Origin of the sequence: Citrobacter tructae (genome assembly GCF_004684345.1) — a bacterium.
Classification (GTDB): Bacteria; Pseudomonadota; Gammaproteobacteria; order Enterobacterales; family Enterobacteriaceae; genus Citrobacter; species Citrobacter tructae.
In genome coordinates, this window is record NZ_CP038469.1 from 3,143,010 (window position 1) to 3,167,214 (window position 24,205).

Below are 24,205 nucleotides of genomic sequence, written 5' to 3' on the forward strand. Positions count from 1 at the left end.
TATGTTACGTATTGCCGACAAAACGTTTGATTCACATCTGTTCACTGGCACCGGGAAATTTGCCTCATCACAGCTGATGGTGGAGGCTGTTCGCGCTTCTGGCAGCCAACTGGTGACATTGGCGATGAAGCGCGTGGATTTACGTCAGCATAACGATGCCATTCTGGCACCACTGGTCGAAGCGGGCGTGACGTTGCTGCCCAATACTTCAGGAGCGAAAACGGCGGAAGAAGCCATCTTTGCCGCGCAGCTGGCGCGCGAAGCGCTGGGCACCAACTGGCTGAAGTTAGAAATTCACCCGGATGCCCGCTGGTTGCTGCCGGACCCGATCGAAACGCTGAAGGCCGCCGAAGCGCTGGTGAAGCAGGGTTTCGTGGTGCTGCCTTATTGCGGCGCAGATCCAGTGCTGTGCAAACGGCTGGAAGAAGCAGGCTGCGCGGCGATAATGCCGCTTGGCGCGCCCATCGGCTCCAATCAGGGACTAGAAACCAAAGCGATGCTGGAGATCATTATTCAGCAGGCAACCGTCCCGGTGGTGGTGGATGCAGGCATCGGCGTACCCAGCCACGCCGCACAGGCGCTGGAGATGGGTGCCGACGCGGTACTGGTCAACACGGCGATTGCCGTAGCGGATAACCCAGTGATGATGGCGACGGCGTTCCGGCTGGCGGTTGAGGCGGGCCTTCTGGCGCGTCAGGCTGTACCGGGAAGCAAAAGTTCGCATGCGAACGCCACCAGCCCGTTAACCGGATTCCTGGAGGCTTTCGCATGAAAACGTTCAGCGACCGTTGGCGACAGCTGGAGTGGGATGACATCCGCCTGCGTATCAACGGTAAAACCGCCACTGATGTGGAGCACGCCCTCAACACTTCACAACTGAGCCGCGACGACTTGATGGCCCTGCTCTCACCTGCAGCTGCTGATTATCTGGAGCCGCTGGCGCAGCGGGCGCAAAAGCTGACCCGCCAGCGCTTTGGCAACACCGTCAGTTTTTACGTTCCGCTGTATCTCTCAAATTTGTGCGCTAACGACTGCACCTACTGCGGCTTCTCCATGAGCAACCGCATCAAACGTAAGACACTGAACGAGGCTGAAATCAGCCGCGAATGTGACGCTATTCGGGCGCTGGGTTTTGAGCACCTGCTGCTGGTCACTGGTGAACATCAGGCGAAAGTTGGAATGGATTACTTTCGTCGCCATTTGCCCGCCATTCGTCAGCAATTTTCATCTTTACAGATGGAGGTGCAACCCCTGTCTGCGGCTGAATATGCTGAGCTGAAGGTGCTTGGTCTGGATGGCGTGATGGTTTATCAGGAGAGCTACCACGAGGCAACTTACGCCCGGCATCATCTGAAAGGTAAAAAACAGGACTTCTTCTGGCGGCTGGAAACACCAGACCGATTAGGCCACGCCGGTATCGACAAAATTGGCCTGGGGGCACTCATTGGCTTATCCGACAGCTGGCGAGTGGATTGTTATATGGTGGCCGAGCATTTGTTGTGGATGCAGCAGCACTACTGGCAAAGCCGCTACTCTATCTCGTTCCCTCGCCTGCGCCCGTGTACCGGGGGGATTGAACCGGCATCGCTAATGGACGAACGCCAACTGGTGCAAACCATTTGTGCGTTTCGCTTACTGGCACCGGAAATAGAGTTGTCGCTATCCACCCGAGAATCACCGTGGTTTCGCGATCATATGATCCCGCTGGCGATTAACAACGTCAGCGCTTTCTCGAAAACGCAGCCCGGTGGCTATGCCGACAATCACCCTGAGCTGGAACAATTTTCTCCACATGATGACCGCCGCCCTGAAGACGTTGCTGAAGCGCTAATGGCGCAGGGATTACAGCCCGTGTGGAAAGACTGGGACAGCTATCTGGGACGGGCTTCTCAGGTATCGTAAGTCTTGAGCGATCGCATAAAACAAAAAACCCGCTTTCGCGGGTTTTTCTTCACTGACACTTATCTGCTCAGGCTCTGGCCTTCATCGCTATCGTAAGCGTTGGTGAGATTATCGGCGATTACAGCGCGATAACGTTAACAGCAGACGGGCCTTTAGCACCGTTCTCAACAGAGAACTCTACTTTTTGACCTTCGTCTAAGGTTTTATAATCATTGCTCTGGATAGCTGAAAAATGCACGAACACATCCTTGCTACCGTCCTGAGGGGTAATAAAGCCGAAGCCTTTCTCAGAGTTAAACCATTTTACTAAACCAGTCATTTTGTTAGACATAGATACTTCCTTTCATATTTTGAGCCGCTTATGCAGCGAAGATGGCCTGTTTTGCAGAAATTAACTTATGGGGCACTTAGGAGGAGGCTCATGAAGAAGGGGTATCTGAGGATAACGCTTGAACTGAGAACTGCTTTACTAAAACTGCTTTCATAAGGTCTGTGTTCCAAACCGATGTCGCTATAGTAGACTTACTTCTAATCATTAAGCAAGCATTAATTTTTTTAATGCACTTCATCAGGTGAAATGTTGAGCTGTTGCGCTTGAAAGTCTACGGTATTGCCTTGATTTATATATAATAAAAGCCCTGACCGTTGCAGCCAGGGCTTTAAGTTACTACAAACTTCAGATTTAACATTAATTAACTTACAATTTAATACTGCTGATGGTACTACTTTTTAAATGTACACGTTTACCACAGATAATATTGGAGAATAATACTAACTAAACCTTCCTCTATTTACCGTTAAACATATTCAGCCAGCTTGATATACAAACTCAAGAATGGCGACCTAAACAAGTACACTTCCCCTCGCGACATATACTATTTGATGCGTGGCCTTACTTCCCTTGCGATCGTTCAATAATAAAAATCGCAAATATTAACTATTAAATCATGGCCTTACATCGTCGCGCTTGCTTAACTTTTTGCGATTAGATATATCAACTACGTAGCCTTAAAGCATTGTCGATGTGAAAAATAATAACTTCAACGTCGACTATCCCATACAAAAAATACTTCGTGGCCTTTATCGCAATCCCCCTATCGAACTCTACTAACACTTACTGCTTTAACAGCAAACTACCATTTCTCTGCTGTTAAGTATTAACATACGGATTTAAAAAACAGTGTCAATACTGTTTTTAATGACATGTCTTTATTGACAGTATTCATAAGATTTTACTTCAGGCAAAAAAAAACCCGCCGAGGCGGGTTTTTCATTACGGTCAGCAACGATTAATCGTTGTTAGAGCCGCCCAGACCTGCGTTCAGCAGTTCTGCCAGGCTGGCAGATGCATCTTCCGCAGTAACCTGAGGTGCAGCCGGCTGTTCGCCCGCGGCACGACGGCGCATACGATCCTGGTGGTACGCATAACCGGTGCCGGCAGGGATCAGACGACCCACGATCACGTTCTCTTTCAGGCCACGCAGTTCGTCGCGTTTACCCGCAACGGCTGCTTCGGTCAGGACACGTGTGGTCTCCTGGAACGATGCGGCAGAGATGAACGATTCGGTTGCCAGAGACGCTTTGGTGATACCCAGCAGGTCGCGGGAATACGTTGCCGCCACTTTGCCATTCGCTTCCAGATCGCGGTTAGCAATCTTGACGCGGGAGTATTCAACCTGCTCGCCTTCCAGGAAGTCGGAGCTACCGGCACTGTCGATGGTCGCTTTACGCAGCATCTGACGAACGATAACTTCAATGTGTTTATCGTTAATCTTAACGCCTTGCAGACGGTATACGTCCTGTACTTCGTTGGTGATGTAACGCGTTACCGCGTGTACGCCACGAAGACGCAGGATGTCGTGCGGCGCTTCCGGACCATCAGAAACCACGTCACCACGTTCTACACGTTCACCTTCGAACACGTTGAGCTGACGCCATTTTGGAATCATCTCTTCGTACGGTTCGCTGCCATCTAACGGCGTGATCACCAGGCGACGCTTCCCTTTGGTTTCTTTACCGAAGGAAATGATACCGCTGATTTCCGCAAGGATTGCTGGCTCTTTCGGACGACGTGCTTCGAACAGATCCGCTACGCGCGGCAGACCACCGGTGATGTCCTTGGTACCGCCGGATTCCTGCGGAATACGCGCCAGGGTGTCACCCGCACTGATCTGAACACCATCTTCCAGCTGAACAATCGCTTTACCCGGCAGGAAGTACTGAGCAGACATATCAGTGCCTGGGATCAGAACGTCGTTACCGTTAGCATCAACAATTTTCAGTGCCGGACGCAGGTCTTTACCACCTGCAGTACGCTCTGCGGAATCCAGAACAACCAGAGAAGACAGACCGGTCAGTTCGTCGGTCTGACGAGTAATGGTCTGGCCGTCGATCATATCAGTAAAGCGGATGAAACCACTTACTTCAGTGATAACTGGCATGGTGTGCGGATCCCAGTTTGCTACGGTCTCGCCGCCAGCAACCTGCTCGCCATCACCTTTCGCCATAACAGCACCGTAAGGCACTTTATAGCTCTCTTTGGTACGACCGAATTCGTCGATCAGTTTCAGCTCGGTGTTACGCGAGGTCACTACCAGCTTACCAGCAGAGTTCACAACCGACTTCGCATTGCTCAGACGGATGCTACCTTTGTTTTTCACCTGGATGCTGGATTCAGCAGCCGCACGAGATGCCGCACCACCGATGTGGAACGTACGCATCGTCAGCTGTGTACCCGGTTCACCGATGGACTGTGCCGCGATAACGCCGATTGCTTCACCTTTGTTGATGATGTGGCCACGCGCCAGGTCACGACCGTAGCAGTGCGCACATACACCAAAGTCGGTGTCACAAGATACAACAGAACGTACTTTGACGGAGTCAACGGAGTTCTCTTCCAGCAGGTCACACCAATGCTCGTGCAGCAGCGTGTTGCGTGGAACCAGAATATCTGCGGTGCCCGGCTTCAGAACGTCTTCAGCAGTCACACGACCCAGAACGCGATCGCGCAGTGGCTCTTTAACGTCACCACCCTCGATAACCGGGGTCATGGTGATGCCTTCCAACGTGCCACAGTCATCTTCAGTAACAACCAGATCCTGTGCGACGTCAACCAGACGACGAGTCAGATAACCGGAGTTTGCTGTTTTCAGTGCGGTATCCGCCAGACCTTTACGCGCACCGTGCGTGGAGATGAAGTACTGGAGTACGTTCAGACCTTCACGGAAGTTCGCTGTGATTGGCGTTTCGATGATGGAGCCATCCGGCTTCGCCATCAGACCACGCATACCTGCCAGCTGGCGAATCTGTGCTGCAGAACCACGCGCACCGGAGTCGGCCATCATGTAGATGCTGTTGAAGGAAACCTGCTGCTCTTCGACGCCGTCACGGTTAATAACGGTTTCGGTTTGCAGGTTATCCATCATCGCTTTGGATACACGATCGTTCGCCGCAGCCCAGATATCGATAACTTTGTTGTAACGTTCGCCTGCGGTTACCAGACCAGACTGGAACTGTTCCTGGATCTCAGCAACTTCAGCTTCCGCTTCAGAGATGATCTCGTGTTTCTTCTCTGGGATGACCATGTCATCAATACCAACAGATGCACCTGAACGCGCTGCATAAGCAAAGCCGGTGTACATTGTCTGGTCAGCGAAGATAACGGTCGGCTTCAGACCCAAAATGCGGTAACAGGTGTTCAGCATTTTGGAGATCGCTTTCTTACCCAGCGCCTGGTTGACGATAGAGAAAGGCAGACCTTTCGGTACGATCATCCACAGAATGGCGCGACCAACGGTCGTGTCTTTCAGGCTGGTGTGCGCAACGAATTCGCCGTTTTCATCTTTTTCGTATTCAGTGATACGCACTTTAACGCGCGCATGCAGAGAGGCCAGACCTGCGCGATAAATACGCTCAGCTTCTTTCGGGCCAGTCAGCACCATGCCTTCGCCTTTGGCGTTAACACAGTCACGGGTCATGTAGTACAGACCCAATACAACGTCCTGAGACGGAACGATGATAGGTTCACCGTTCGCTGGAGACAGGATGTTGTTGGTAGACATCATCAGTGCACGCGCTTCGAGCTGGGCTTCCAGCGTCAGCGGTACGTGAACTGCCATCTGGTCACCATCGAAGTCGGCGTTATATGCCGCACAAACCAGCGGGTGCAGCTGGATAGCTTTACCTTCGATCAGTACCGGTTCAAATGCCTGGATACCCAAACGGTGCAGTGTTGGTGCACGGTTCAGCAGTACCGGGTGTTCGCGGATAACTTCGTCCAGGATATCCCAAACGACAGCTTCTTCACGCTCAACCATTTTCTTAGCGGCTTTGATGGTGGTGGCGAGGCCACGCAGTTCCAGCTTGCCGTAGATGAACGGTTTGAACAGCTCCAGTGCCATTTTCTTCGGCAGACCGCACTGATGCAGACGCAGGTATGGACCTACGGTGATTACAGAACGACCGGAGTAGTCAACACGCTTACCGAGCAGGTTCTGACGGAAACGACCCTGCTTACCTTTGATCATATCGGCCAAAGATTTCAGAGGACGTTTGTTCGAACCAGTAATCGCACGACCGCGACGACCGTTATCCAGCAGGGCGTCGACCGCTTCCTGCAGCATACGTTTTTCGTTACGTACGATGATATCCGGCGCAGCCAGATCCAGCAGACGTTTCAGACGGTTGTTACGGTTAATGACGCGACGATACAGATCGTTCAGGTCAGAAGTCGCAAAACGACCACCATCCAGCGGAACCAGTGGACGCAGATCTGGCGGCAGAACCGGCAGAACGGTCAGGATCATCCACTCTGGCTTGTTGCCAGACTGTACGAACGCTTCCAGCAGTTTGATACGCTTGGTCAGCTTTTTACGCTTAGTTTCGGAGTTGGTTTCGTTCAGCTCTTCGCGCAGAGTTTCACACTCTTGCTCCAGATCCATGCTCTTCAGCAGGGCCTGGATAGCTTCCGCACCCATCTTCGCGTCGAATTCGTCACCGAACTCTTCCAGCGCGTCCAGATACTGCTCTTCAGTCAGGATCTGTTGACGTTCCAGGTTGGTCATACCGCCTTCGATAACAACATATGATTCGAAGTACAGTACGCGTTCGATATCACGCAGCGGCATATCGAGCAGCAGACCGATACGGGACGGCAGCGATTTCAGGAACCAGATGTGAGCAGTCGGAGACGCCAGCTCGATGTGGCCCATACGCTCACGGCGTACTTTAGTCTGGGTCACTTCAACGCCGCACTTCTCACAGATCACACCACGGTGTTTCAGGCGCTTGTACTTACCGCACAGGCACTCGTAATCTTTCACTGGCCCAAAGATACGGGCGCAGAAAAGGCCGTCACGCTCAGGTTTGAACGTACGGTAGTTAATGGTTTCCGGCTTCTTAACTTCACCGAAAGACCATGAACGGATCATGTCTGGCGAGGCCAGAGCAATTTTGATCGCATCAAACTCTTCGGTTTTAGTCTGCGCTTTCAGAAACTTTAATAAATCTTTCACGGATTTGCTCCCGTCGGAGTTAGCACAATCTGGCGCCGGGTCTTACCCCGGCACCAGTGACCTGTTTGAGCGAGAGTTACTCGTCTTCCAGCTCGATGTTGATACCCAGCGAACGAATCTCTTTCAACAGTACGTTGAAGGATTCTGGCATGCCTGGTTCCATCTGATGGTTGCCGTCCACGATGTTTTTATACATCTTGGTACGACCATTTACGTCATCAGACTTAACGGTGAGCATTTCCTGCAGGGTGTATGCCGCGCCATATGCTTCCAGCGCCCATACTTCCATCTCCCCGAAGCGCTGACCACCGAACTGAGCCTTACCACCCAGCGGCTGCTGAGTAACCAGGCTGTAAGAACCGGTAGAACGCGCGTGCATCTTGTCATCAACCAAGTGGTTCAGTTTCAGCATGTACATGTAGCCAACGGTTACCTGGCGCTCGAATTGCTCACCGGTACGACCGTCGAACAGCGTGATCTGACCGGAAGTCGGCAGGCCACCCAGCTGTAACAGTTCCTTGATTTCAGACTCTTTCGCACCGTCGAAGACCGGCGTTGCGATCGGCATACCTTTTTTCAGGTTTTCGGCCAGACGCAGAACTTCTTCATCACTGAAGGTATTCAGGTCAACTTTCTGACGAACGTCGGTACCCAGATCGTATGCACGCTGGATGAACTCGCGCAGTTTGGCGACTTCTTCTTGCTGCTTCAGCATGGCGTTGATTTTCTCGCCAATACCTTTCGCAGCCATACCCAGGTGAGTTTCAAGGATCTGACCGATGTTCATACGCGATGGTACGCCCAGCGGGTTCAGTACGATATCTACCGGCGTACCGTTAGCATCGTGTGGCATATCTTCGATCGGGTTGATCTTAGAGATAACACCCTTGTTACCGTGACGACCTGCCATCTTATCACCAGGCTGGATCCGACGTTTGACCGCCAGATAAACCTTAACAATCTTCAGCACGCCCGGTGCCAGATCGTCGCCCTGAGTGATTTTACGGCGTTTCGCTTCGAGTTTTTTCTCGAATTCGTGTTTCAGTTCGTCGTACTGCTCAGCCAGCTGTTCCAGCTGATTTTGTTTCTCTTCGTCGGTCAGGCCGAGTTCCAGCCAGCGATCGCGTGGCAGTTTGTCGAGCTTCTCAGCTTCAACGCCACCGGCAACCAGCACAGCATAGATACGGCTAAACAGGCCAGCTTCGAGGATCTGCAGTTCTTCAGACAGGTCTTTCTTAGCCTGCTTGAGCTGCATCTCTTCGATTTCCAGCGCACGTTTGTCTTTTTCTACGCCATCGCGAGTAAAGACCTGAACGTCGATGATCGTACCGGAAACACCGTTTGGTACGCGCAGAGAAGAGTCTTTAACGTCAGACGCTTTCTCACCGAAGATCGCACGCAGCAGCTTCTCTTCTGGGGTCAGCTGGGTTTCACCTTTCGGCGTTACCTTACCTACCAGAATATCGCCACCAGTCACTTCCGCACCGATATAAACGATACCGGATTCATCCAGTTTGGAGAGCGCAGCTTCACCCACGTTCGGGATGTCAGCGGTGATCTCTTCCGGCCCCAGCTTGGTGTCACGGGACACACATGCCAGTTCCTGAATATGGATGGTGGTGAAACGGTCTTCCTGAACAACACGCTCGGATACGAGGATGGAGTCTTCGAAGTTGTAACCATTCCATGGCATGAATGCCACGCGCATGTTCTGACCCAGAGCCAGTTCACCGAGGTCGGTGGACGGACCGTCTGCCAGCACATCACCACGTTCAACCGGCTCGCCCAGAGACACACACGGCATCTGGTTGATACAGGTGTTCTGGTTAGAACGGGTGTATTTGGTCAGGTTATAGATGTCGATACCCGCTTCGCCCGGATACATCTCGTCTTCGTTAACTTTGATAACGATACGGGAAGCATCAACGTACTGGACGGTACCGCCACGCTTAGCAACTGCAGTAACACCGGAGTCAACAGCAACAGCACGTTCCATACCGGTACCAACCAGCGGCTTATCAGCGCGCAGAGTCGGAACCGCCTGACGTTGCATGTTCGCACCCATCAATGCACGGTTGGCGTCATCGTGTTCCAGGAACGGGATCAGGGACGCACCGACGGATACCACCTGCTGGGTGGATACGTCCATGTAGTCAACCTGGTCGCGGCTGAACAAGCTGGATTCGCCTTTGCTACGGCAGGTAACCAGATCTTCTACAAAGTGGCCTTCGTCATCCAGGTTGGAGTTCGCCTGGGCGATAACGTAGTTGCCTTCTTCGATAGCAGAAAGGTAATGAATTTCGTCAGTTACAACACCGTCGGTCACTTTACGATACGGAGTCTCAAGGAAGCCGTATTCGTTAGTCTGTGCGTACACGGACAGGGAGTTAATCAGACCGATGTTCGGACCTTCAGGGGTTTCGATTGGACATACACGACCGTAGTGAGTCGGGTGTACGTCTCGAACTTCGAAGCCTGCGCGTTCACGGGTCAGACCGCCTGGACCGAGTGCAGAGATACGACGTTTGTGCGTAATCTCAGACAGCGGGTTGTTCTGGTCCATAAACTGAGACAGCTGGCTGGAACCGAAGAACTCTTTCACTGCGGCAGAAATCGGCTTGGCGTTGATCATATCCTGAGGCATCAGGGTATCCAGATCGCCCAGAGACAGACGCTCTTTCACCGCACGCTCAACACGTACCAGGCCAACGCGGAACTGGTTCTCCGCCATTTCGCCCACGGAACGGATACGACGGTTGCCGAGGTGGTCGATGTCATCGACTTCGCCTTTACCGTTACGAATATCGATGAGCTTCTTCATCACTTCGATGATGTCGTCTTTGCTCAGAATACCGGAACCTTCGATCTCGTCACGCAGCAGAGAACGGTTGAACTTCATACGACCAACCGCAGACAGATCATAGCGGTCTTCGGAGAAGAACAGGTTCTCAAACAGGCTTTCAGCCGCTTCGCGAGTCGGCGGCTCACCCGGGCGCATCATGCGGTAGATTTCTACCAGTGCACTCAGACGATCGTTGGTTGGATCGACGCGAATCGTTTCAGAAATATACGCACCGTGATCCAGATCATTGGTGAACAGCGTTTCGATACGCTTGTGACCAGACTGGCTCAGTTTAGCCAGCAGATCCAGGCTCAGCTCCATGTTAGCTGCGCAAATCAGCTCACCGGTGGATTCGTCAACGTAGTCTTTAGCGGCAACTTTACCCGCGATGTACTCAACCGGAACTTCGATAAGCTTGATATCGTCTTTTTCCAGCTGACGAATATGACGCGCAGTGATGCGACGACCTTTTTCGACATAGATCTTGCCGTTAGCTTCGATATCAAAAGAGGCGGTTTCACCACGCAGGCGTTCCGGCACCAGTTCCATCTGCAGCTTGTTGTCACGAATTTCGAAGACAACTTTCTCAAAGAACAGGTCAAGGATCTGCTCAGTGGTGTACTGCAGCGCACGCAGAATAATGGTCGCAGGCAGTTTGCGGCGACGGTCAATACGTACGAACAGGTTGTCCTTCGGATCGAATTCGAAATCCAGCCAGGAACCACGGTAAGGAATGATACGCGCGTTATACAGTACTTTACCCGAAGAGTGGGTTTTACCTTTGTCGGAGTCAAAGAAGACGCCAGGACTACGGTGTAACTGGGAAACGATAACACGCTCAGTACCGTTGATAACAAAGGTACCGTTGTCCGTCATGAGCGGGATTTCACCCATGTAGACTTCTTGTTCTTTAATGTCTTTTACGGTGCCTTCCGGCGCTTCGCGCTCGTAGATCACCAGACGCAGTTTTACGCGCAGCGGTGCGGAATAGGTCACGCCACGGATCTGACATTCCTGAACGTCAAACACCGGTTCGCCAAGGCGGTAGCTGACGTACTGCAGCTCAGAATTACCGCTATAGCTCTTAATAGGGAAAACGGAACGGAAAGCTGCTTCCAGACCATACTGCCCTTCAGGATCTTGCTCGATGAACTTCTGAAACGAGTCAAGCTGGATAGAAAGGAGATAAGGTATGTCCAACACTTGCGGACGTTTACCAAAATCCTTACGAATACGTTTTTTCTCGGTATAGGAGTAAACCATTAGGGTTCCTCAGCTCGCTGACAAGTCGACCCATCTGTCCGACGAAGGGACAGTTTGTGCAACACTATTTTGTTGACCGGAAAATCGAATACTTTCCGCAATGCCTGTTGCTATCACGCTTAAACCATTTCGTTGCGATTTACACAGAACGTATGCTCTGTCGCAATATATTAAGGCGTCGATAGAAACAAACATTGAAAGGCACAGCAGTAGTCAAACAGTGTGAAATGCTACTGGCGCCTTACAGCGCAAAAAGGCTGGTGACTAAAAAGTCACCAGCCATCAGCCTAATTTCTCAGGCTGCAACCAGAAAAGTTGGCTTATTTAACTTCAACTTCAGCGCCAGCTTCTTCCAGAGATTTTTTCAGTGCTTCAGCGTCATCTTTGCTCACGCCTTCTTTCAGAGCGGCCGGAGCAGATTCTACCAGGTCTTTAGCTTCTTTCAGGCCCAGACCAGTTGCGCCACGTACTGCTTTGATTACTGCAACTTTGTTCGCGCCGATACCTTTCAGAATCACGTCGAATTCAGTTTTTTCTTCAGCAGCTTCAGCCGGGCCCGCAGCTACAGCTACAGCAGCAGCAGCAGAAACACCGAATTTTTCTTCCATTGCAGAAATCAGTTCTACAACGTCCATTACGGACATAGCGGATACTGCTTCAATGATTTGATCTTTAGTGATAGACATTTAAATTGTTCCTGAAAATCAGAATAAGTTTATACGTAAGCAGATGCTTGATAAAGATAACTGCGATTAAGCAGCTTCTTTCGCATCGCGAACAGCAGCCAGAGTGCGAACCAGTTTGCCAGCCGAAGCTTCTTTCATGGTTGCCATCAGGCGTGCAATTGCTTCTTCGTAGGTCGGCAGAGTTGCCAGGCGATCGATTTGCGATGCCGGGATCAATTCACCTTCAAAGGCTGCGGCTTTGACCTCAAATTTTGCATTCGCTTTCGCGAAATCTTTGAACAGACGAGCAGCTGCGCCCGGGTGTTCCATAGAATATGCAATCAGGGTCGGACCAACGAACGCGTCTTTCAGGCACTCAAACTGAGTACCTTCAACAACACGGCGCAGCAGGGTGTTACGAACAACACGCATGTATACGCCGGCTTCGCGACCTGCTTTACGCAGTTCAGTCATTTTGTCTACAGTAACGCCACGGGAATCCGCAACTACTGCAGACAGCGCGCCTTTGGCTACTTCGCTGACTTCAGCAACAATCGCTTGTTTGTCTTGAAGATTTAAAGCCATTAGCTTTGCTCCTGGATGTTTGCCGGAACTCATGTTCCGGAACTCACTTCACTCTTCCCAACGGACAGAGCGTCTTAATACGGTGAGCAGAAACAAGCCAGAGTATCAGAAATAATCTTAGCGTTCTGTCACCGTCTACGCAGGGCATTAAGCTTCTTACGAAACACCTGCGGTCTTCGACGGAGGCCTGGATAGGCCAGGCTCCAACGAACAAATCTTGTCTATCCGTCGTTATTCAATCTGTAAAGGCGTTGACTGCCTTCGCTCACACCAGTCACATAGTAAACTATGCTCCCGGCGATTCACTCAGTTGTCACCTTGCTACAGCCTGAATATCTCGGATATACGTCTGCTATTAGCAGAAACGTGGGGGTAGAATTGTAGACAAATCCACCGCCCACGTAAAGGCGAATATTAGTTCGCCACAGTCGCAGTCAGACCGGACTGATCAACGGCAACGCCAGCACCCATGGTGGTGGAGAGGCTAACTTTCTTGATGTACACGCCTTTTGCCTGAGTCGGTTTTGCTTTTTTCAGCGCAACCAGCAGAGATTCCAGGTTTTCTTTCAGTTTGTCAGCGTCAAAATCCACTTTACCGATGGTAGTGTGGATGATGCCGTTTTTGTCGTTACGGTAACGAACCTGACCCGCTTTAGCGTTCTTAACTGCTTCAGCAACGTTAGGAGTTACAGTACCAACTTTCGGGTTTGGCATCAGGCCACGCGGACCCAGAACCTGGCCCAGCTGGCCAACAACGCGCATTGCATCCGGGGAAGCAATAACAACGTCAAAGTTCATTTCGCCTTTTTTGATCTGCTCAGCCAGATCTTCCATACCTACCAGTTCAGCGCCAGCAGCTTTAGCAGCTTCTGCGTTTGCACCCTGGGTAAATACGGCAACGCGAACGGAACGGCCAGTACCGTGCGGCAGTACAGTTGCACCACGTACGTTCTGGTCAGATTTACGAGCGTCGATACCGAGGTTAACGGCAACGTCCACGCTTTCTACGAATTTAGCAGTGGCCAGCTCTTTCAGCAGAGCAATAGCTTCGTTGATGTCGTACTGTTTAGTTGCATCAACTTTGTCACGGATCACGCGCATACGCTTGGTCAGTTTAGCCATTTCTTAATCCTCCACTACCAGGCCCATGGAACGTGCAGTACCTTCAATGGAGCGAGTCATCGCTTCAATGTCGGAACCAGTCATGTCGGCAGCTTTGGTCTGCGCGATTTCCTGCAACTGAGCGCGGGAAATTTTACCCACTTTGTCTTTGTTCGGCTTACCGGAACCAGACTTGATACCAGCCGCTTTCTTCAGCAGAACTGCTGCCGGAGGCGTTTTGGTAACGAAAGTGAATGAACGGTCAGCGTAAACGGTGATAACAACCGGGATCGGCAGACCTTTTTCCAGGGATTCAGTTTTTGCGTTGAACGCTTTGCAGAATTCCATGATGTTCACGCCTTGTTGACCCAGTGCTGGACCTACCGGCGGGCTCGGGTTAGCCATACCAGCTGCAACCTGCAGCTTGACATAGGCTTGGACTTTCTTAGCCATTCTAAATTCCTCTAGTTGGGTTATAGCGCCTCAAGGAGGCTCCCCGTGATAAAATTCGTTTTACGGATGCTGTCCATAAAAACAAAAGGCGCGAAATTGTATTCCAATCTCGCGCCTTGTGCAACGATTAAATCGTCGCTTTTTTGATCGACGTGTTAGGCTTTCTCAACCTGAGCAAAATCTAGCTCAACCGGCGTCGCACGACCGAAGATAGATACGGAAACCTTCAGACGAGACTTCTCGTAATCCACTTCTTCAACCACACCGTTAAAGTCAGCAAACGGACCGTCACTAACACGGACCATTTCACCTGGCTCAAACATTGTTTTCGGACGCGGCTTATCACCAACCTGCTGCAGACGGTTCATGATCGCATCAACTTCTTTATCGCTGATTGGTGCCGGACGGTCAGAAGTACCACCGATGAAGCCCATCACGCGCGGTACACTGCGCACCAGGTGCCAGCTTGCATCATTCATGACCATCTGGACCAGTACGTAGCCTGGGAAGAATTTACGTTCGCTTTTGCGACGCTGGCCACCACGGATTTCGACCACTTCTTCGGTCGGCACCATGACTTCGCCAAACAGCTCTTCCATATTTTGTAACTTGATATACTCACGCAGCGATGTGGCTACGCGGCCTTCAAAACCGGAAAACGCCTGAACGACGTACCAGCGCTTTTTAGGGGCTTCAGACATCTTAGAACCTCAGGCCAGTGATAAAGGATACCAGGCGAACCAGAATACCATCCAGTCCCCACAGGATCAGTGACATAACTGCGGTAACCGCAGCCACAATCAACGTGGTGTGCAATGTTTCCTGGCGAGTCGGCCAAATGACCTTACGGACTTCGGTTCTCGCTTCACGGGCAAAAGCAACAGTCGCTTTACCTTTTGTTGTCAACAGCGCGACACCACCCGCTGCAGCAATCAGAATCACTACAGCCAACGCACGCAATGGCAGCATCATGTCACGATAAAGGTAGTTGCCCACGATAGCTACAAGCAGCAATACAGCGACAATAACCCACTTCATCGCTTCCAGGCCACGCCCGCTTCCTTGAGCTTCGGTATTCGCACTCATAAACCAACCTGTCAGAAGTATTCTACAAACATTTTCACCCCGAGTAAGCGAGGCGATCCAAACCGAAATGCTCTGGTGCGTTTCGGACTAAACGCCCTCTTCAGAGCCTGTCTCAGCAATGATTATGGCAAAAAAAATCACTGATGAGCCAGGTTCTGGTTCGACAGCGTATAAAAAGGGCATCAAATGATGCCCTTTTATTGCGCATTGCGTCAAATAATATCAGCAATTAGCTCATTACTTTGGCAACAACGCCCGCGCCAACGGTACGACCGCCTTCACGGATTGCGAAACGCAGACCGTCGTCCATCGCGATTGGGTGGATCAGGGTAACAACCATTTTGATGTTGTCGCCCGGCATTACCATCTCTACGCCTTCTGGCAGTTCGATGGTACCAGTCACGTCAGTAGTACGGAAGTAGAACTGAGGACGGTAGCCTTTGAAGAACGGAGTATGACGGCCGCCTTCGTCTTTGGACAGAATGTAAACTTCAGATTCGAACTTGGTGTGCGGCTTGATAGAGCCCGGCTTAGCCAGTACCTGACCACGTTCGATTTCTTCACGTTTGATACCACGCAGCAGAACACCAACGTTCTCACCAGCACGGCCTTCGTCCAGCAGTTTGCGGAACATTTCAACGCCAGTACAGGTAGACTTAGCAGTCTCTTTGATACCAACGATTTCAACTTCTTCGCCAACTTTAACGATACCGCGCTCTACACGACCGGTAACAACGGTACCACGGCCGGAGATGGAGAATACGTCTTCGATAGGCAGCAGGAACGGCTTGTCAATCGCACGCTCTGGTTCCGGGATATAAGAATCCAGGAAGCCAGCCAGTTCGATGATTTTCGCTTCCCACTCTGCGTCGCCTTCCAGCGCTTTCAGAGCAGAACCACGAACGATCGGAGTGTCGTCACCCGGGAAATCGTACTGAGACAGAAGTTCACGAACTTCCATTTCTACCAGTTCCAGCAGCTCTTCGTCATCAACCATGTCGCATTTGTTCAGGAACACGATGATGTACGGAACGCCAACCTGACGACCCAGCAGGATGTGCTCACGAGTCTGCGGCATCGGGCCGTCAGTCGCAGCAACAACCAGGATCGCGCCGTCCATCTGCGCAGCACCGGTGATCATGTTTTTAACATAGTCGGCGTGGCCCGGGCAGTCTACGTGTGCGTAGTGGCGAGTCGGGGTGTCATATTCAACGTGAGAAGTGTTGATGGTGATACCACGTGCTTTTTCTTCCGGCGCGTTATCGATCTGATCGAATGCGCGAGCAGCACCGCCGTAGGTTTTAGCCAGAACGGTAGTGATTGCAGCAGTCAGCGTTGTTTTACCATGGTCAACGTGGCCGATAGTACCGACGTTAACGTGCGGTTTAGTACGTTCAAATTTTTCTTTAGACATCGATTGTCCCTCTAAGACACGGATAAATCGGTGATATCACCACATCAACCAGGCAATATACCTGAACTGTTGAATGCTTTTAAAAGTAAACAGAGAGAAACGGGAAGGAGAAGTGAAGTGGTGCTGATACCCAGAGTCGAACTGGGGACCTCACCCTTACCAAGGGTGCGCTCTACCAACTGAGCCATATCAGCACGTCTGGAGCGGGCAGCGGGAATCGAACCCGCATCATCAGCTTGGAAGGCTGAGGTAATAGCCATTATACGATGCCCGCATCCTGAAACTCGGCTACCCAGTTCTTTCTGTAACAAAAAAGAGATTTCTCTCTTTTCTGTTTGAGTCGGCTAATTTTCTAACCAACCCAGGCGGCGATAACGCTGCCAGAAAGTGGTGGTGGGGGAAGGATTCGAACCTTCGAAGTCTGTGACGGCAGATTTACAGTCTGCTCCCTTTGGCCGCTCGGGAACCCCACCGGACTTGATGGTGCCGACTACCGGAATCGAACTGGTGACCTACTGATTACAAGTCAGTTGCTCTACCTACTGAGCTAAGTCGGCATCAAGTAGCGCGCATTTTATGGAGACCTGCGCCCTCATGCAACTAAAAAATTGCATAAAATGTTCTATCGCTCACAATTTGCGCTATAAGGCCGATAAATAATCTATTTCCGCATCAAACTGTACAAACTTACAACGCCTCACGCCCTCTCTGGAGGCGTTTTGCACCATCATATGTATACCGACTGACGCAAAGCACCTCTTTTTACATATGGAATACCCGTCACATTGCTTTTCAGGGGATGATTTTTTCTTATTATTCCCTCCCATCTGGTGTTACCCTCCTGCCCATTGTCCAAATTAACTGAAATGTGACGTGCCATTGCGTGCCGGGGATGATTTCGTTTTTATGACTGACCTGATATAGCAATGACAGCCACACCATGCGTATGAGTATAAAAGAGCAAGCGTTAATGACGCCTTACCTACAGTTTGATCGCAACCAGTGGGCTGCGCTTCGTGATTCCGTGCCGATGACCCTGACCGAGGAAGAAATTGCTCGTCTGAAAGGCATTAATGAAGATTTATCGCTGGAAGAAGTTGCCGAGATTTATTTGCCCTTATCGCGTTTGCTAAATTTTTACATCAGTTCAAACCTGCGTCGTCAGGCTGTTCTGGAGCAATTTTTAGGCACTAACGGCGAGCGTATCCCTTATATCATCAGTATTGCTGGCAGCGTCGCGGTAGGAAAAAGTACCACTGCACGCGTCCTACAGGCATTGTTGAGCCGCTGGCCTGAGCATCGCAAGGTTGAGTTAATTACTACCGATGGTTTTCTTCATCCTAACCAGGTGTTGAAAGATCGTGGACTCATGAAGAAAAAAGGCTTTCCTCAGTCCTATGATATGCACCGTCTGGTCAAATTCGTTTCCGACCTCAAGTCAGGCGTTCCTAACGTCACAGCGCCGGTCTATTCACATCTTATCTATGATGTGATCCCTGATGGGGACAAAACCGTCGCCCAGCCAGATATATTAATTCTCGAAGGATTGAATGTATTACAAAGCGGGATGGATTACCCTCACGATCCACATCATGTATTTGTTTCTGACTTCGTTGACTTCTCTATTTACGTTGATGCGCCAGAAGAATTACTCCAGACATGGTATATCAATCGGTTCCTGAAATTCCGGGAAGGGGCATTTACCAACCCCGACTCTTATTTCCATAATTACGCAAAACTGTCCGAAGATGAGGCGATCAATACTGCCACATCACTTTGGAAAGAAATTAACTGGCTGAATTTAAAACAAAATATTTTACCAACGCGTGAGCGAGCCAGCTTAATCATGACCAAAAGTGCCAACCATGCCGTTGAACAAGTCAGATTACGGAAATAAACAAAAAAGGGGGAGCAACACTCCCCCTTCTATTATTCTGCACTTCGGAGTGATATTTCTCCACCCATCCACGGTTTTATCACACCATCCTGTTCAAGTAATAGCGCACCTTGCGCATCTATTCCCCGGGATACACCGAATATTTCTTTATCGCCAATAATCAATTTAACAGGACGATTGATAAAGTTATCCAGTTTCTTCCAGCGGGACAGATAAGGGGCTAGACCTTCTTGTTCAAACAGCACCAGTGCTGCACGCAACTCGCGGATCAGTCGGGCTGCAAGCGCATTGCGATCAATGTTAATTCCTGCCTCTTGCAGGTTAATCCACCCCTGATTGACCACATTTTCTTCTACACGTCGCATGGACATATTAATGCCTGCGCCAATGACAATTTGCGCGGCATCGCCTGTTCTACCGGTAAGTTCAACCAGGATGCCCGCCAATTTACGATCAAGCAGATAGAGATCGTTGGGCCATTTCACACGCACCTTATCGGCACCCAGATCACGTAATACTTCTGCCATTACAATTCCAATGACCAGGCTCAGGCCAATCGCGGCTGCCGGTCCCTGCTCCAGACGCCAGAACATTGAGAGATAAAGGTTAGCACCAAACGGAGAGAACCATTTTCGCCCGCGACGGCCACGTCCGGCCTGCTGATATTCAGCGATACAGGCATCACCTGATTCCAGTTGACCAATACGATCCAAAAGATATTGATTGGTCGAATCGATCACCGGTAGGACAGTAATATTTCCGCCATCCAGCTGAGAATGAATAACTGATGAATCCAGGAGCTGGATGGGTTCCGGTAAACTGTATCCTTTACCGGGAACCGTAAATACATCAATACCCCAGTCACGTAGCGTCTGGATGTGTTTGTTGATAGCAGCGCGGCTCATTCCCAGCTTTTCACCGAGCTGTTCGCCTGAATGAAATTCACCATCGGCCAGTAATGAAATAAGCGTCAAGGGTACGGTATTATCCTTCATGCAATGATCTCCACGGCATTCACCTCCCCCTGTTGGCCAATAAATCTCACTTCTGGCTCGAGCCAGACGTTAAATTTCTCACCCACTTTTTGCCGTACATGATGCGCAAGTTGTACCACATCCTGACTTGTCGCATTGTCGGCATTAATGAGTACCAACGCCTGCTGTTGATGTACCGCAGCACCACCAATACTCGCCCCCTTTAGCTGACATTGATCGATAAGCCAACCAGCTGCCAGTTTCACCGAACCCTCTTTCTGAGGGTAATGAGGCGCGGTCGGGAATTTATCCAGAAGTTCCTGCGCAATATGTGCAGTAACAACCGGATTTTTAAAGAAGCTTCCCGCGTTGCCCTGTACTTTTGGATCGGGGAGTTTTGTTGTTCGCATATGGCAAACGGCATCAAAAACCTGCTGTGGTGTCACCGTCGAAGGATCCAGGCGCGTTAAGTCACCGTAAGTCAGCACCGGCTGCCATTGCTTTGGTAGACGTAGCCCAACCGCGACAATTGCAAAGCGATCCTGATACTCATGTTTGAAGATGCTATCGCGATAACCGAAACGGCAATCTGCGGCAGTGACGCGTAAATGCTTACCCGTAGTCAGTTCAACACAGTCTACATATTCACAGACACGTTGCAGCTCTACACCGTAAGCACCAATATTTTGGATAGGCGATGAGCCGACACAACCTGGGATTAGCGCCAGGTTTTCCAGCCCTGGCATACCCAACTGTAGCGTGTACTGCACCAGGTGATGCCAGTTTTCACCCGCGCCTACGTGCAAATGCCACGCATCAGGTTGTTCTGTAATCTCAATGCCCTTAATACGGTTAGCGATCACCGTTCCATGGAAGGCATCAAGAAACAGGACGTTACTCCCCTCGCCCAGAATCAAAACTGGATGATTTACTGCTTTAGCTGATTGCCAGGCATTCAGTAGTTGTTGCTCATTTTCGGCGTAGACAAGTTCATTAGCATACTGATCGATACCGAAGGTGTTCCAGGCTTTAAGGGAGTGATTCATAGACGCTTTCCTGATGCAAAATCGCGCTTAGTTTACCGCATATGCCGCAGGATGGCTTGTGTTATGGAAGAGTGGGATCGCATTGTGCCTGATGGCGCTGCATGCCCTAGAATACAGACGCAAAAAAGCCCATCCGTCAGGATGGGCTTCTTCACTCGTTTGATGCCTGGCAGTTCCCTACTCTCGCATGGGGAGACCCCACACTACCATCGGCGCTACGGCGTTTCACTTCTGAGTTCGGCATGGGGTCAGGTGGGACCACCGCGCTACAGCCGCCAGGCAAATTCTGTTTATCAGACCGCTTTTGCGTTCTGATGTTATCTGTATCAAGCCGAATATTGTGTCTCTTCACCAAAACACCTTTGGCGTTGTAAGGTTAAGCCTCACGGTTCATTAGTATCGGTTAGCTCAATGTATCGCTACACTTACACACCCGACCTATCAACGTCGTAGTCTTCAACGTTCCTTCAGGACTCTCAAGGAGTCAGGGAGAACTCATCTCGGGGCAAGTTTCGTGCTTAGATGCTTTCAGCACTTATCTTTTCCGCATTTAGCTACCGGGCAATGCCATTGGCATGACAACCCGAACACCAGTGATGCGTCCACTCCGGTCCTCTCGTACTAGGAGCAGCCCCCCTCAATTCTCCAGCGCCCACGGCAGATAGGGACCGAACTGTCTCACGACGTTCTAAACCCAGCTCGCGTACCACTTTAAATGGCGAACAGCCATACCCTTGGGACCTACTTCAGCCCCAGGATGTGATGAGCCGACATCGAGGTGCCAAACACCGCCGTCGATATGAACTCTTGGGCGGTATCAGCCTGTTATCCCCGGAGTACCTTTTATCCGTTGAGCGATGGCCCTTCCATTCAGAACCACCGGATCACTAAGACCTGCTTTCGCACCTGCTCGAGCCGTCACTCTCGCAGTCAAGCTAGCTTATGCCTTTGCACTAACCTCCTGATGTCCGACCAGGATTAGCTAACCTTCGTGCTCCTCCGTTACTCTTTAGGAGGAGACCGCCCCAGTCAAACTACCCACCAGACACTGTCCGCAACCCGGATCACGGGTCTACGTTAGAACACCAGCCATTAAAGGGTGGTATTTCAAGGTTGGCTCCATGCAGACTGGCGTCCACACTTCAAAGCCTCCCACCTATCCTACACATCAAGGACCAGTGTTCAGTGTCAAGCTATAGTAAAGGTTCACGGGGTCTTTCCGTCTTGCCGCGGGTACACTGCATCTTCACAGCGAGTTCAATTTCACTGAGTCTCGGGTGGAGACAGCCTGGCCATCATTACGCCATTCGTGCAGGTCGGAACTTACCCGACAAGGAATTTCGCTACCTTAGGACCGTTATAGTTACGGCCGCCGTTTACCGGGGCTTCGATCAAGAGCTTCTCCTTACGGATAACCCCATCAATTAACCTTCCGGCACCGGGCAGGCGTCACACCGTATACGTCCACTTTCGTGTTTGCACAGTGCTGTGTTTTTAATAAACAGTTGCAGCCAGCTGGTATCTTCGACTGATTTCAGCTCCACGAGCAAGTCGCTTCACCTGGTATCAGCGTGCCTTCTCCCGAAGTTACGGCACCATTTTGCCTAGTTCCTTCACCCGAGTTCTCTCAAGCGCCTTGGTATTCTCTACCTGACCACCTGTGTCGGTTTGGGGTACGATTTTGTGTTACCTGATGCTTAGAGGCTTTTCCTGGAAGCAGGGCATTTGTTACTTCAGCACCGTAGTGCCTCGTCATCACACCTCAGCGTTTAATAAGAGTCCGGATTTACCTAAACTCTCCGCCTACATGCTTAAACCGGGACAACCGTCGCCCGGCTAACATAGCCTTCTCCGTCCCCCCTTCGCAGTAACACCAAGTACAGGAATATTAACCTGTTTCCCATCGACTACGCCTTTCGGCCTCGCCTTAGGGGTCGACTCACCCTGCCCCGATTAACGTTGGACAGGAACCCTTGGTCTTCCGGCGTGCGGGTTTTTCACCCGCATTATCGTTACTTATGTCAGCATTCGCACTTCTGATACCTCCAGCAACCCTCACAGGCCACCTTCAACGGCTTACAGAACGCTCCCCTACCCAACAACACATAGTGTCGCTGCCGCAGCTTCGGTGCACAGTTTAGCCCCGTTACATCTTCCGCGCAGGCCGACTCGACCAGTGAGCTATTACGCTTTCTTTAAATGATGGCTGCTTCTAAGCCAACATCCTGGCTGTCTGTGCCTTCCCACATCGTTTCCCACTTAACTGTGACTTTGGGACCTTAGCTGGCGGTCTGGGTTGTTTCCCTCTTCACGACGGACGTTAGCACCCGCCGTGTGTCTCCCGTGATAACATTCTTCGGTATTCGTAGTTTGCATCGGGTTGGTAAGTCGGGATGACCCCCTAGCCGAAACAGTGCTCTACCCCCGAAGATGAGTTCACGAGGCGCTACCTAAATAGCTTTCGGGGAGAACCAGCTATCTCCCGGTTTGATTGGCCTTTCACCCCCAGCCACAAGTCATCCGCTAATTTTTCAACATTAGTCGGTTCGGTCCTCCAGTTAGTGTTACCCAACCTTCAACCTGCCCATGGCTAGATCACCGGGTTTCGGGTCTATACCCTGCAACTTAACGCCCAGTTAAGACTCGGTTTCCCTTCGGCTCCCCTATACGGTTAACCTTGCTACAGAATATAAGTCGCTGACCCATTATACAAAAGGTACGCAGTCACCCTGATAAATCAAGGCTCCCACTGCTTGTACGTACACGGTTTCAGGTTCTTTTTCACTCCCCTCGCCGGGGTTCTTTTCGCCTTTCCCTCACGGTACTGGTTCACTATCGGTCAGTCAGGAGTATTTAGCCTTGGAGGATGGTCCCCCCATATTCAGACAGGATACCACGTGTCCCGCCCTACTCTTCGAGTTCACAGCATGTGTGATTTTGTGTACGGGACTATCACCCTGTACCGTCGGACTTTCCAGACCGTTCCACTACCACATATGCTGATTCAGACTCTGGGCTGCTCCCCGTTCGCTCGCCGCTACTGGGGGAATCTCGGTTGATTTCTTTTCCTCGGGGTACTTAGATGTTTCAGTTCCCCCGGTTCGCTTCGTTAAGCTATGTATTTACTTAACGATAGTGCAACGAATTGCACTGGGTTTCCCCATTCGGAAATCGCCGGCTATAACGGTTCATATCACCTTACCGACGCTTATCGCAGATTAGCACGTCCTTCATCGCCTCTGACTGCCAGGGCATCCACCGTGTACGCTTAGTCGCTTAACCTCACAACCCGAAGATGTTTCGTAAAACATTTCGACTTGCGAAAATTTGAGAGACTCGAACACACCGCTTATCTGTTCTTATTACGGAGAACAGACACAGTGTATCGTTTCAATTTTCAGCTTGATCCAGATTTTTAAAGAGCAAAACTTCGCAGTGAACCTTTTCAGGTACACTCTGAAGTT

15 protein-coding genes, 4 tRNA genes, 2 rRNA genes and 1 pseudogene are annotated in these 24,205 nt (G+C 50.8%); 4 read left to right on the forward strand and 18 right to left on the reverse strand.

All coding sequences use genetic code 11. The features are described from left to right. Window position 1: 1 nt before the first annotated feature. Together thiG and thiH are read left to right on the forward strand one after the other, a co-directional pair. A complete protein-coding gene (gene thiG / locus E4Z61_RS15735; RefSeq protein WP_135323591.1) occupies window positions 2-772 on the forward strand; it encodes a thiazole synthase in 771 nt (256 codons plus the stop codon). Beyond that, the gene (gene thiH / locus E4Z61_RS15740; RefSeq protein WP_135323592.1) at window positions 769-1,902 is read left to right on the forward strand and encodes a 2-iminoacetate synthase ThiH; all 1,134 of its coding nucleotides are present in this window, start codon (window positions 769-771) and stop codon (window positions 1,900-1,902) included. Before thiG ends, thiH begins: the two co-directional genes overlap by 4 nt. A gap of 118 nt (window positions 1,903-2,020) precedes the next feature. On the opposite strand, the gene cspE is transcribed toward thiH, so the two are convergent. From cspE to E4Z61_RS15810, 14 genes are all read right to left on the reverse strand, one after another. Then, complete coding sequence (gene cspE, locus E4Z61_RS15745) at window positions 2,021-2,233, reverse strand: transcription antiterminator/RNA stability regulator CspE (protein WP_096758779.1); 213 nt, start codon at window positions 2,231-2,233, stop codon at window positions 2,021-2,023. Between the two features lie 958 nt (window positions 2,234-3,191). Next, complete coding sequence (rpoC, locus tag E4Z61_RS15750) at window positions 3,192-7,415, reverse strand: DNA-directed RNA polymerase subunit beta' (protein WP_135323593.1); 4,224 nt, start codon at window positions 7,413-7,415, stop codon at window positions 3,192-3,194. Window positions 7,416-7,491: 76 nt separating this feature from the next. After that, window positions 7,492-11,520, reverse strand: coding sequence for a DNA-directed RNA polymerase subunit beta (gene rpoB / locus E4Z61_RS15755; protein ID WP_135323594.1), 4,029 nt, complete (start codon window positions 11,518-11,520; stop codon window positions 7,492-7,494). 320 nt (window positions 11,521-11,840) lie between these two features. Next, complete coding sequence (rplL, locus tag E4Z61_RS15760) at window positions 11,841-12,206, reverse strand: 50S ribosomal protein L7/L12 (protein WP_049842133.1); 366 nt, start codon at window positions 12,204-12,206, stop codon at window positions 11,841-11,843. 66 nt (window positions 12,207-12,272) lie between these two features. Continuing rightward, window positions 12,273-12,770, reverse strand: a complete 498-nt coding sequence (gene rplJ / locus E4Z61_RS15765) for a 50S ribosomal protein L10 (RefSeq protein ID WP_007704673.1) — start codon at window positions 12,768-12,770, stop codon at window positions 12,273-12,275. Window positions 12,771-13,184: 414 nt separating this feature from the next. Beyond that, window positions 13,185-13,892, reverse strand: a complete 708-nt coding sequence (gene rplA / locus E4Z61_RS15770) for a 50S ribosomal protein L1 (RefSeq protein WP_135323595.1) — start codon at window positions 13,890-13,892, stop codon at window positions 13,185-13,187. Window positions 13,893-13,895: 3 nt separating this feature from the next. Continuing rightward, window positions 13,896-14,324 (reverse strand): 50S ribosomal protein L11, encoded by a 429-nt coding sequence (rplK, locus tag E4Z61_RS15775; protein WP_004097640.1) that lies wholly within the window; start codon window positions 14,322-14,324, stop codon window positions 13,896-13,898. 155 nt (window positions 14,325-14,479) lie between these two features. Further along, window positions 14,480-15,025 carry a transcription termination/antitermination protein NusG gene (gene nusG, locus E4Z61_RS15780; protein WP_003033125.1) on the reverse strand — a complete coding sequence of 182 codons (546 nt, stop codon included), beginning with the start codon at window positions 15,023-15,025 and terminating at the stop codon, window positions 14,480-14,482. Between the two features lies 1 nt (window position 15,026). Beyond that, entirely contained in the window at window positions 15,027-15,410 is a 384-nt protein-coding gene (secE, locus tag E4Z61_RS15785; RefSeq protein ID WP_135323596.1) for a preprotein translocase subunit SecE, read from the reverse strand. Between the two features lie 229 nt (window positions 15,411-15,639). Continuing rightward, window positions 15,640-16,824 carry an elongation factor Tu gene (tuf, locus tag E4Z61_RS15790; protein WP_135323597.1) on the reverse strand — a complete coding sequence of 395 codons (1,185 nt, stop codon included), beginning with the start codon at window positions 16,822-16,824 and terminating at the stop codon, window positions 15,640-15,642. A gap of 118 nt (window positions 16,825-16,942) precedes the next feature. Next, window positions 16,943-17,018: transfer RNA gene (locus tag E4Z61_RS15795), tRNA-Thr, on the reverse strand. Window positions 17,019-17,023: 5 nt separating this feature from the next. Then, window positions 17,024-17,098 (reverse strand) — tRNA-Gly (locus E4Z61_RS15800). Between the two features lie 114 nt (window positions 17,099-17,212). Beyond that, window positions 17,213-17,297, reverse strand: a tRNA-Tyr gene (locus tag E4Z61_RS15805). A gap of 8 nt (window positions 17,298-17,305) precedes the next feature. Beyond that, window positions 17,306-17,381, reverse strand: a tRNA-Thr gene (locus E4Z61_RS15810). A gap of 19 nt (window positions 17,382-17,400) precedes the next feature. Between E4Z61_RS15810 and E4Z61_RS24165 the strand changes: the two are divergent. Together E4Z61_RS24165 and coaA are read left to right on the forward strand one after the other, a co-directional pair. Then, window positions 17,401-17,481, forward strand: a pseudogene (locus E4Z61_RS24165) (hypothetical protein); the annotation flags it as partial. 289 nt (window positions 17,482-17,770) lie between these two features. After that, window positions 17,771-18,721, forward strand: coding sequence for a type I pantothenate kinase (coaA, locus tag E4Z61_RS15820; protein ID WP_135324952.1), 951 nt, complete (start codon window positions 17,771-17,773; stop codon window positions 18,719-18,721). Window positions 18,722-18,753: 32 nt separating this feature from the next. Here the strand turns inward: coaA and birA are convergent, their stop codons facing one another. The 4 genes from birA to E4Z61_RS15840 form a co-directional block, all read right to left on the reverse strand. After that, a complete protein-coding gene (gene birA / locus E4Z61_RS15825; protein WP_135323599.1) occupies window positions 18,754-19,716 on the reverse strand; it encodes a bifunctional biotin--[acetyl-CoA-carboxylase] ligase/biotin operon repressor BirA in 963 nt (320 codons plus the stop codon). Beyond that, a complete protein-coding gene (murB, locus tag E4Z61_RS15830; protein ID WP_135323600.1) occupies window positions 19,713-20,741 on the reverse strand; it encodes a UDP-N-acetylmuramate dehydrogenase in 1,029 nt (342 codons plus the stop codon). Before murB ends, birA begins: the two co-directional genes overlap by 4 nt. A 164-nt stretch (window positions 20,742-20,905) precedes the next feature. Further along, window positions 20,906-21,021: ribosomal RNA gene (gene rrf, locus E4Z61_RS15835) — 5S ribosomal RNA — on the reverse strand. 92 nt (window positions 21,022-21,113) lie between these two features. Further along, window positions 21,114-24,023, reverse strand: a 23S ribosomal RNA gene (locus tag E4Z61_RS15840). Between the last annotated feature and the right edge of the window lie 182 nt (window positions 24,024-24,205).

What these genes read in the sequence shown, in the direction of transcription:
- rplL (WP_049842133.1), bottom strand. Translation starts at nt 12,206, where the DNA reads ATGTCTATCACTAAAGATCAAATCATTGAAGCAGTATCCGCTATGTCC.
- rplA (WP_135323595.1), bottom strand. Translation starts at nt 13,892, where the DNA reads ATGGCTAAACTGACCAAGCGTATGCGCGTGATCCGTGACAAAGTTGAT.
- thiG (WP_135323591.1), top strand. Translation starts at nt 2, where the DNA reads ATGTTACGTATTGCCGACAAAACGTTTGATTCACATCTGTTCACTGGC.
- coaA (WP_135324952.1), top strand. Translation starts at nt 17,771, where the DNA reads ATGAGTATAAAAGAGCAAGCGTTAATGACGCCTTACCTACAGTTTGAT.
- thiH (WP_135323592.1), top strand. Translation starts at nt 769, where the DNA reads ATGAAAACGTTCAGCGACCGTTGGCGACAGCTGGAGTGGGATGACATC.
- rplK (WP_004097640.1), bottom strand. Translation starts at nt 14,324, where the DNA reads ATGGCTAAGAAAGTCCAAGCCTATGTCAAGCTGCAGGTTGCAGCTGGT.
- birA (WP_135323599.1), bottom strand. Translation starts at nt 19,716, where the DNA reads ATGAAGGATAATACCGTACCCTTGACGCTTATTTCATTACTGGCCGAT.
- tuf (WP_135323597.1), bottom strand. Translation starts at nt 16,824, where the DNA reads ATGTCTAAAGAAAAATTTGAACGTACTAAACCGCACGTTAACGTCGGT.
- secE (WP_135323596.1), bottom strand. Translation starts at nt 15,410, where the DNA reads ATGAGTGCGAATACCGAAGCTCAAGGAAGCGGGCGTGGCCTGGAAGCG.
- cspE (WP_096758779.1), bottom strand. Translation starts at nt 2,233, where the DNA reads ATGTCTAACAAAATGACTGGTTTAGTAAAATGGTTTAACTCTGAGAAA.
- murB (WP_135323600.1), bottom strand. Translation starts at nt 20,741, where the DNA reads ATGAATCACTCCCTTAAAGCCTGGAACACCTTCGGTATCGATCAGTAT.
- rpoB (WP_135323594.1), bottom strand. Translation starts at nt 11,520, where the DNA reads ATGGTTTACTCCTATACCGAGAAAAAACGTATTCGTAAGGATTTTGGT.
- rplJ (WP_007704673.1), bottom strand. Translation starts at nt 12,770, where the DNA reads ATGGCTTTAAATCTTCAAGACAAACAAGCGATTGTTGCTGAAGTCAGC.
- nusG (WP_003033125.1), bottom strand. Translation starts at nt 15,025, where the DNA reads ATGTCTGAAGCCCCTAAAAAGCGCTGGTACGTCGTTCAGGCGTTTTCC.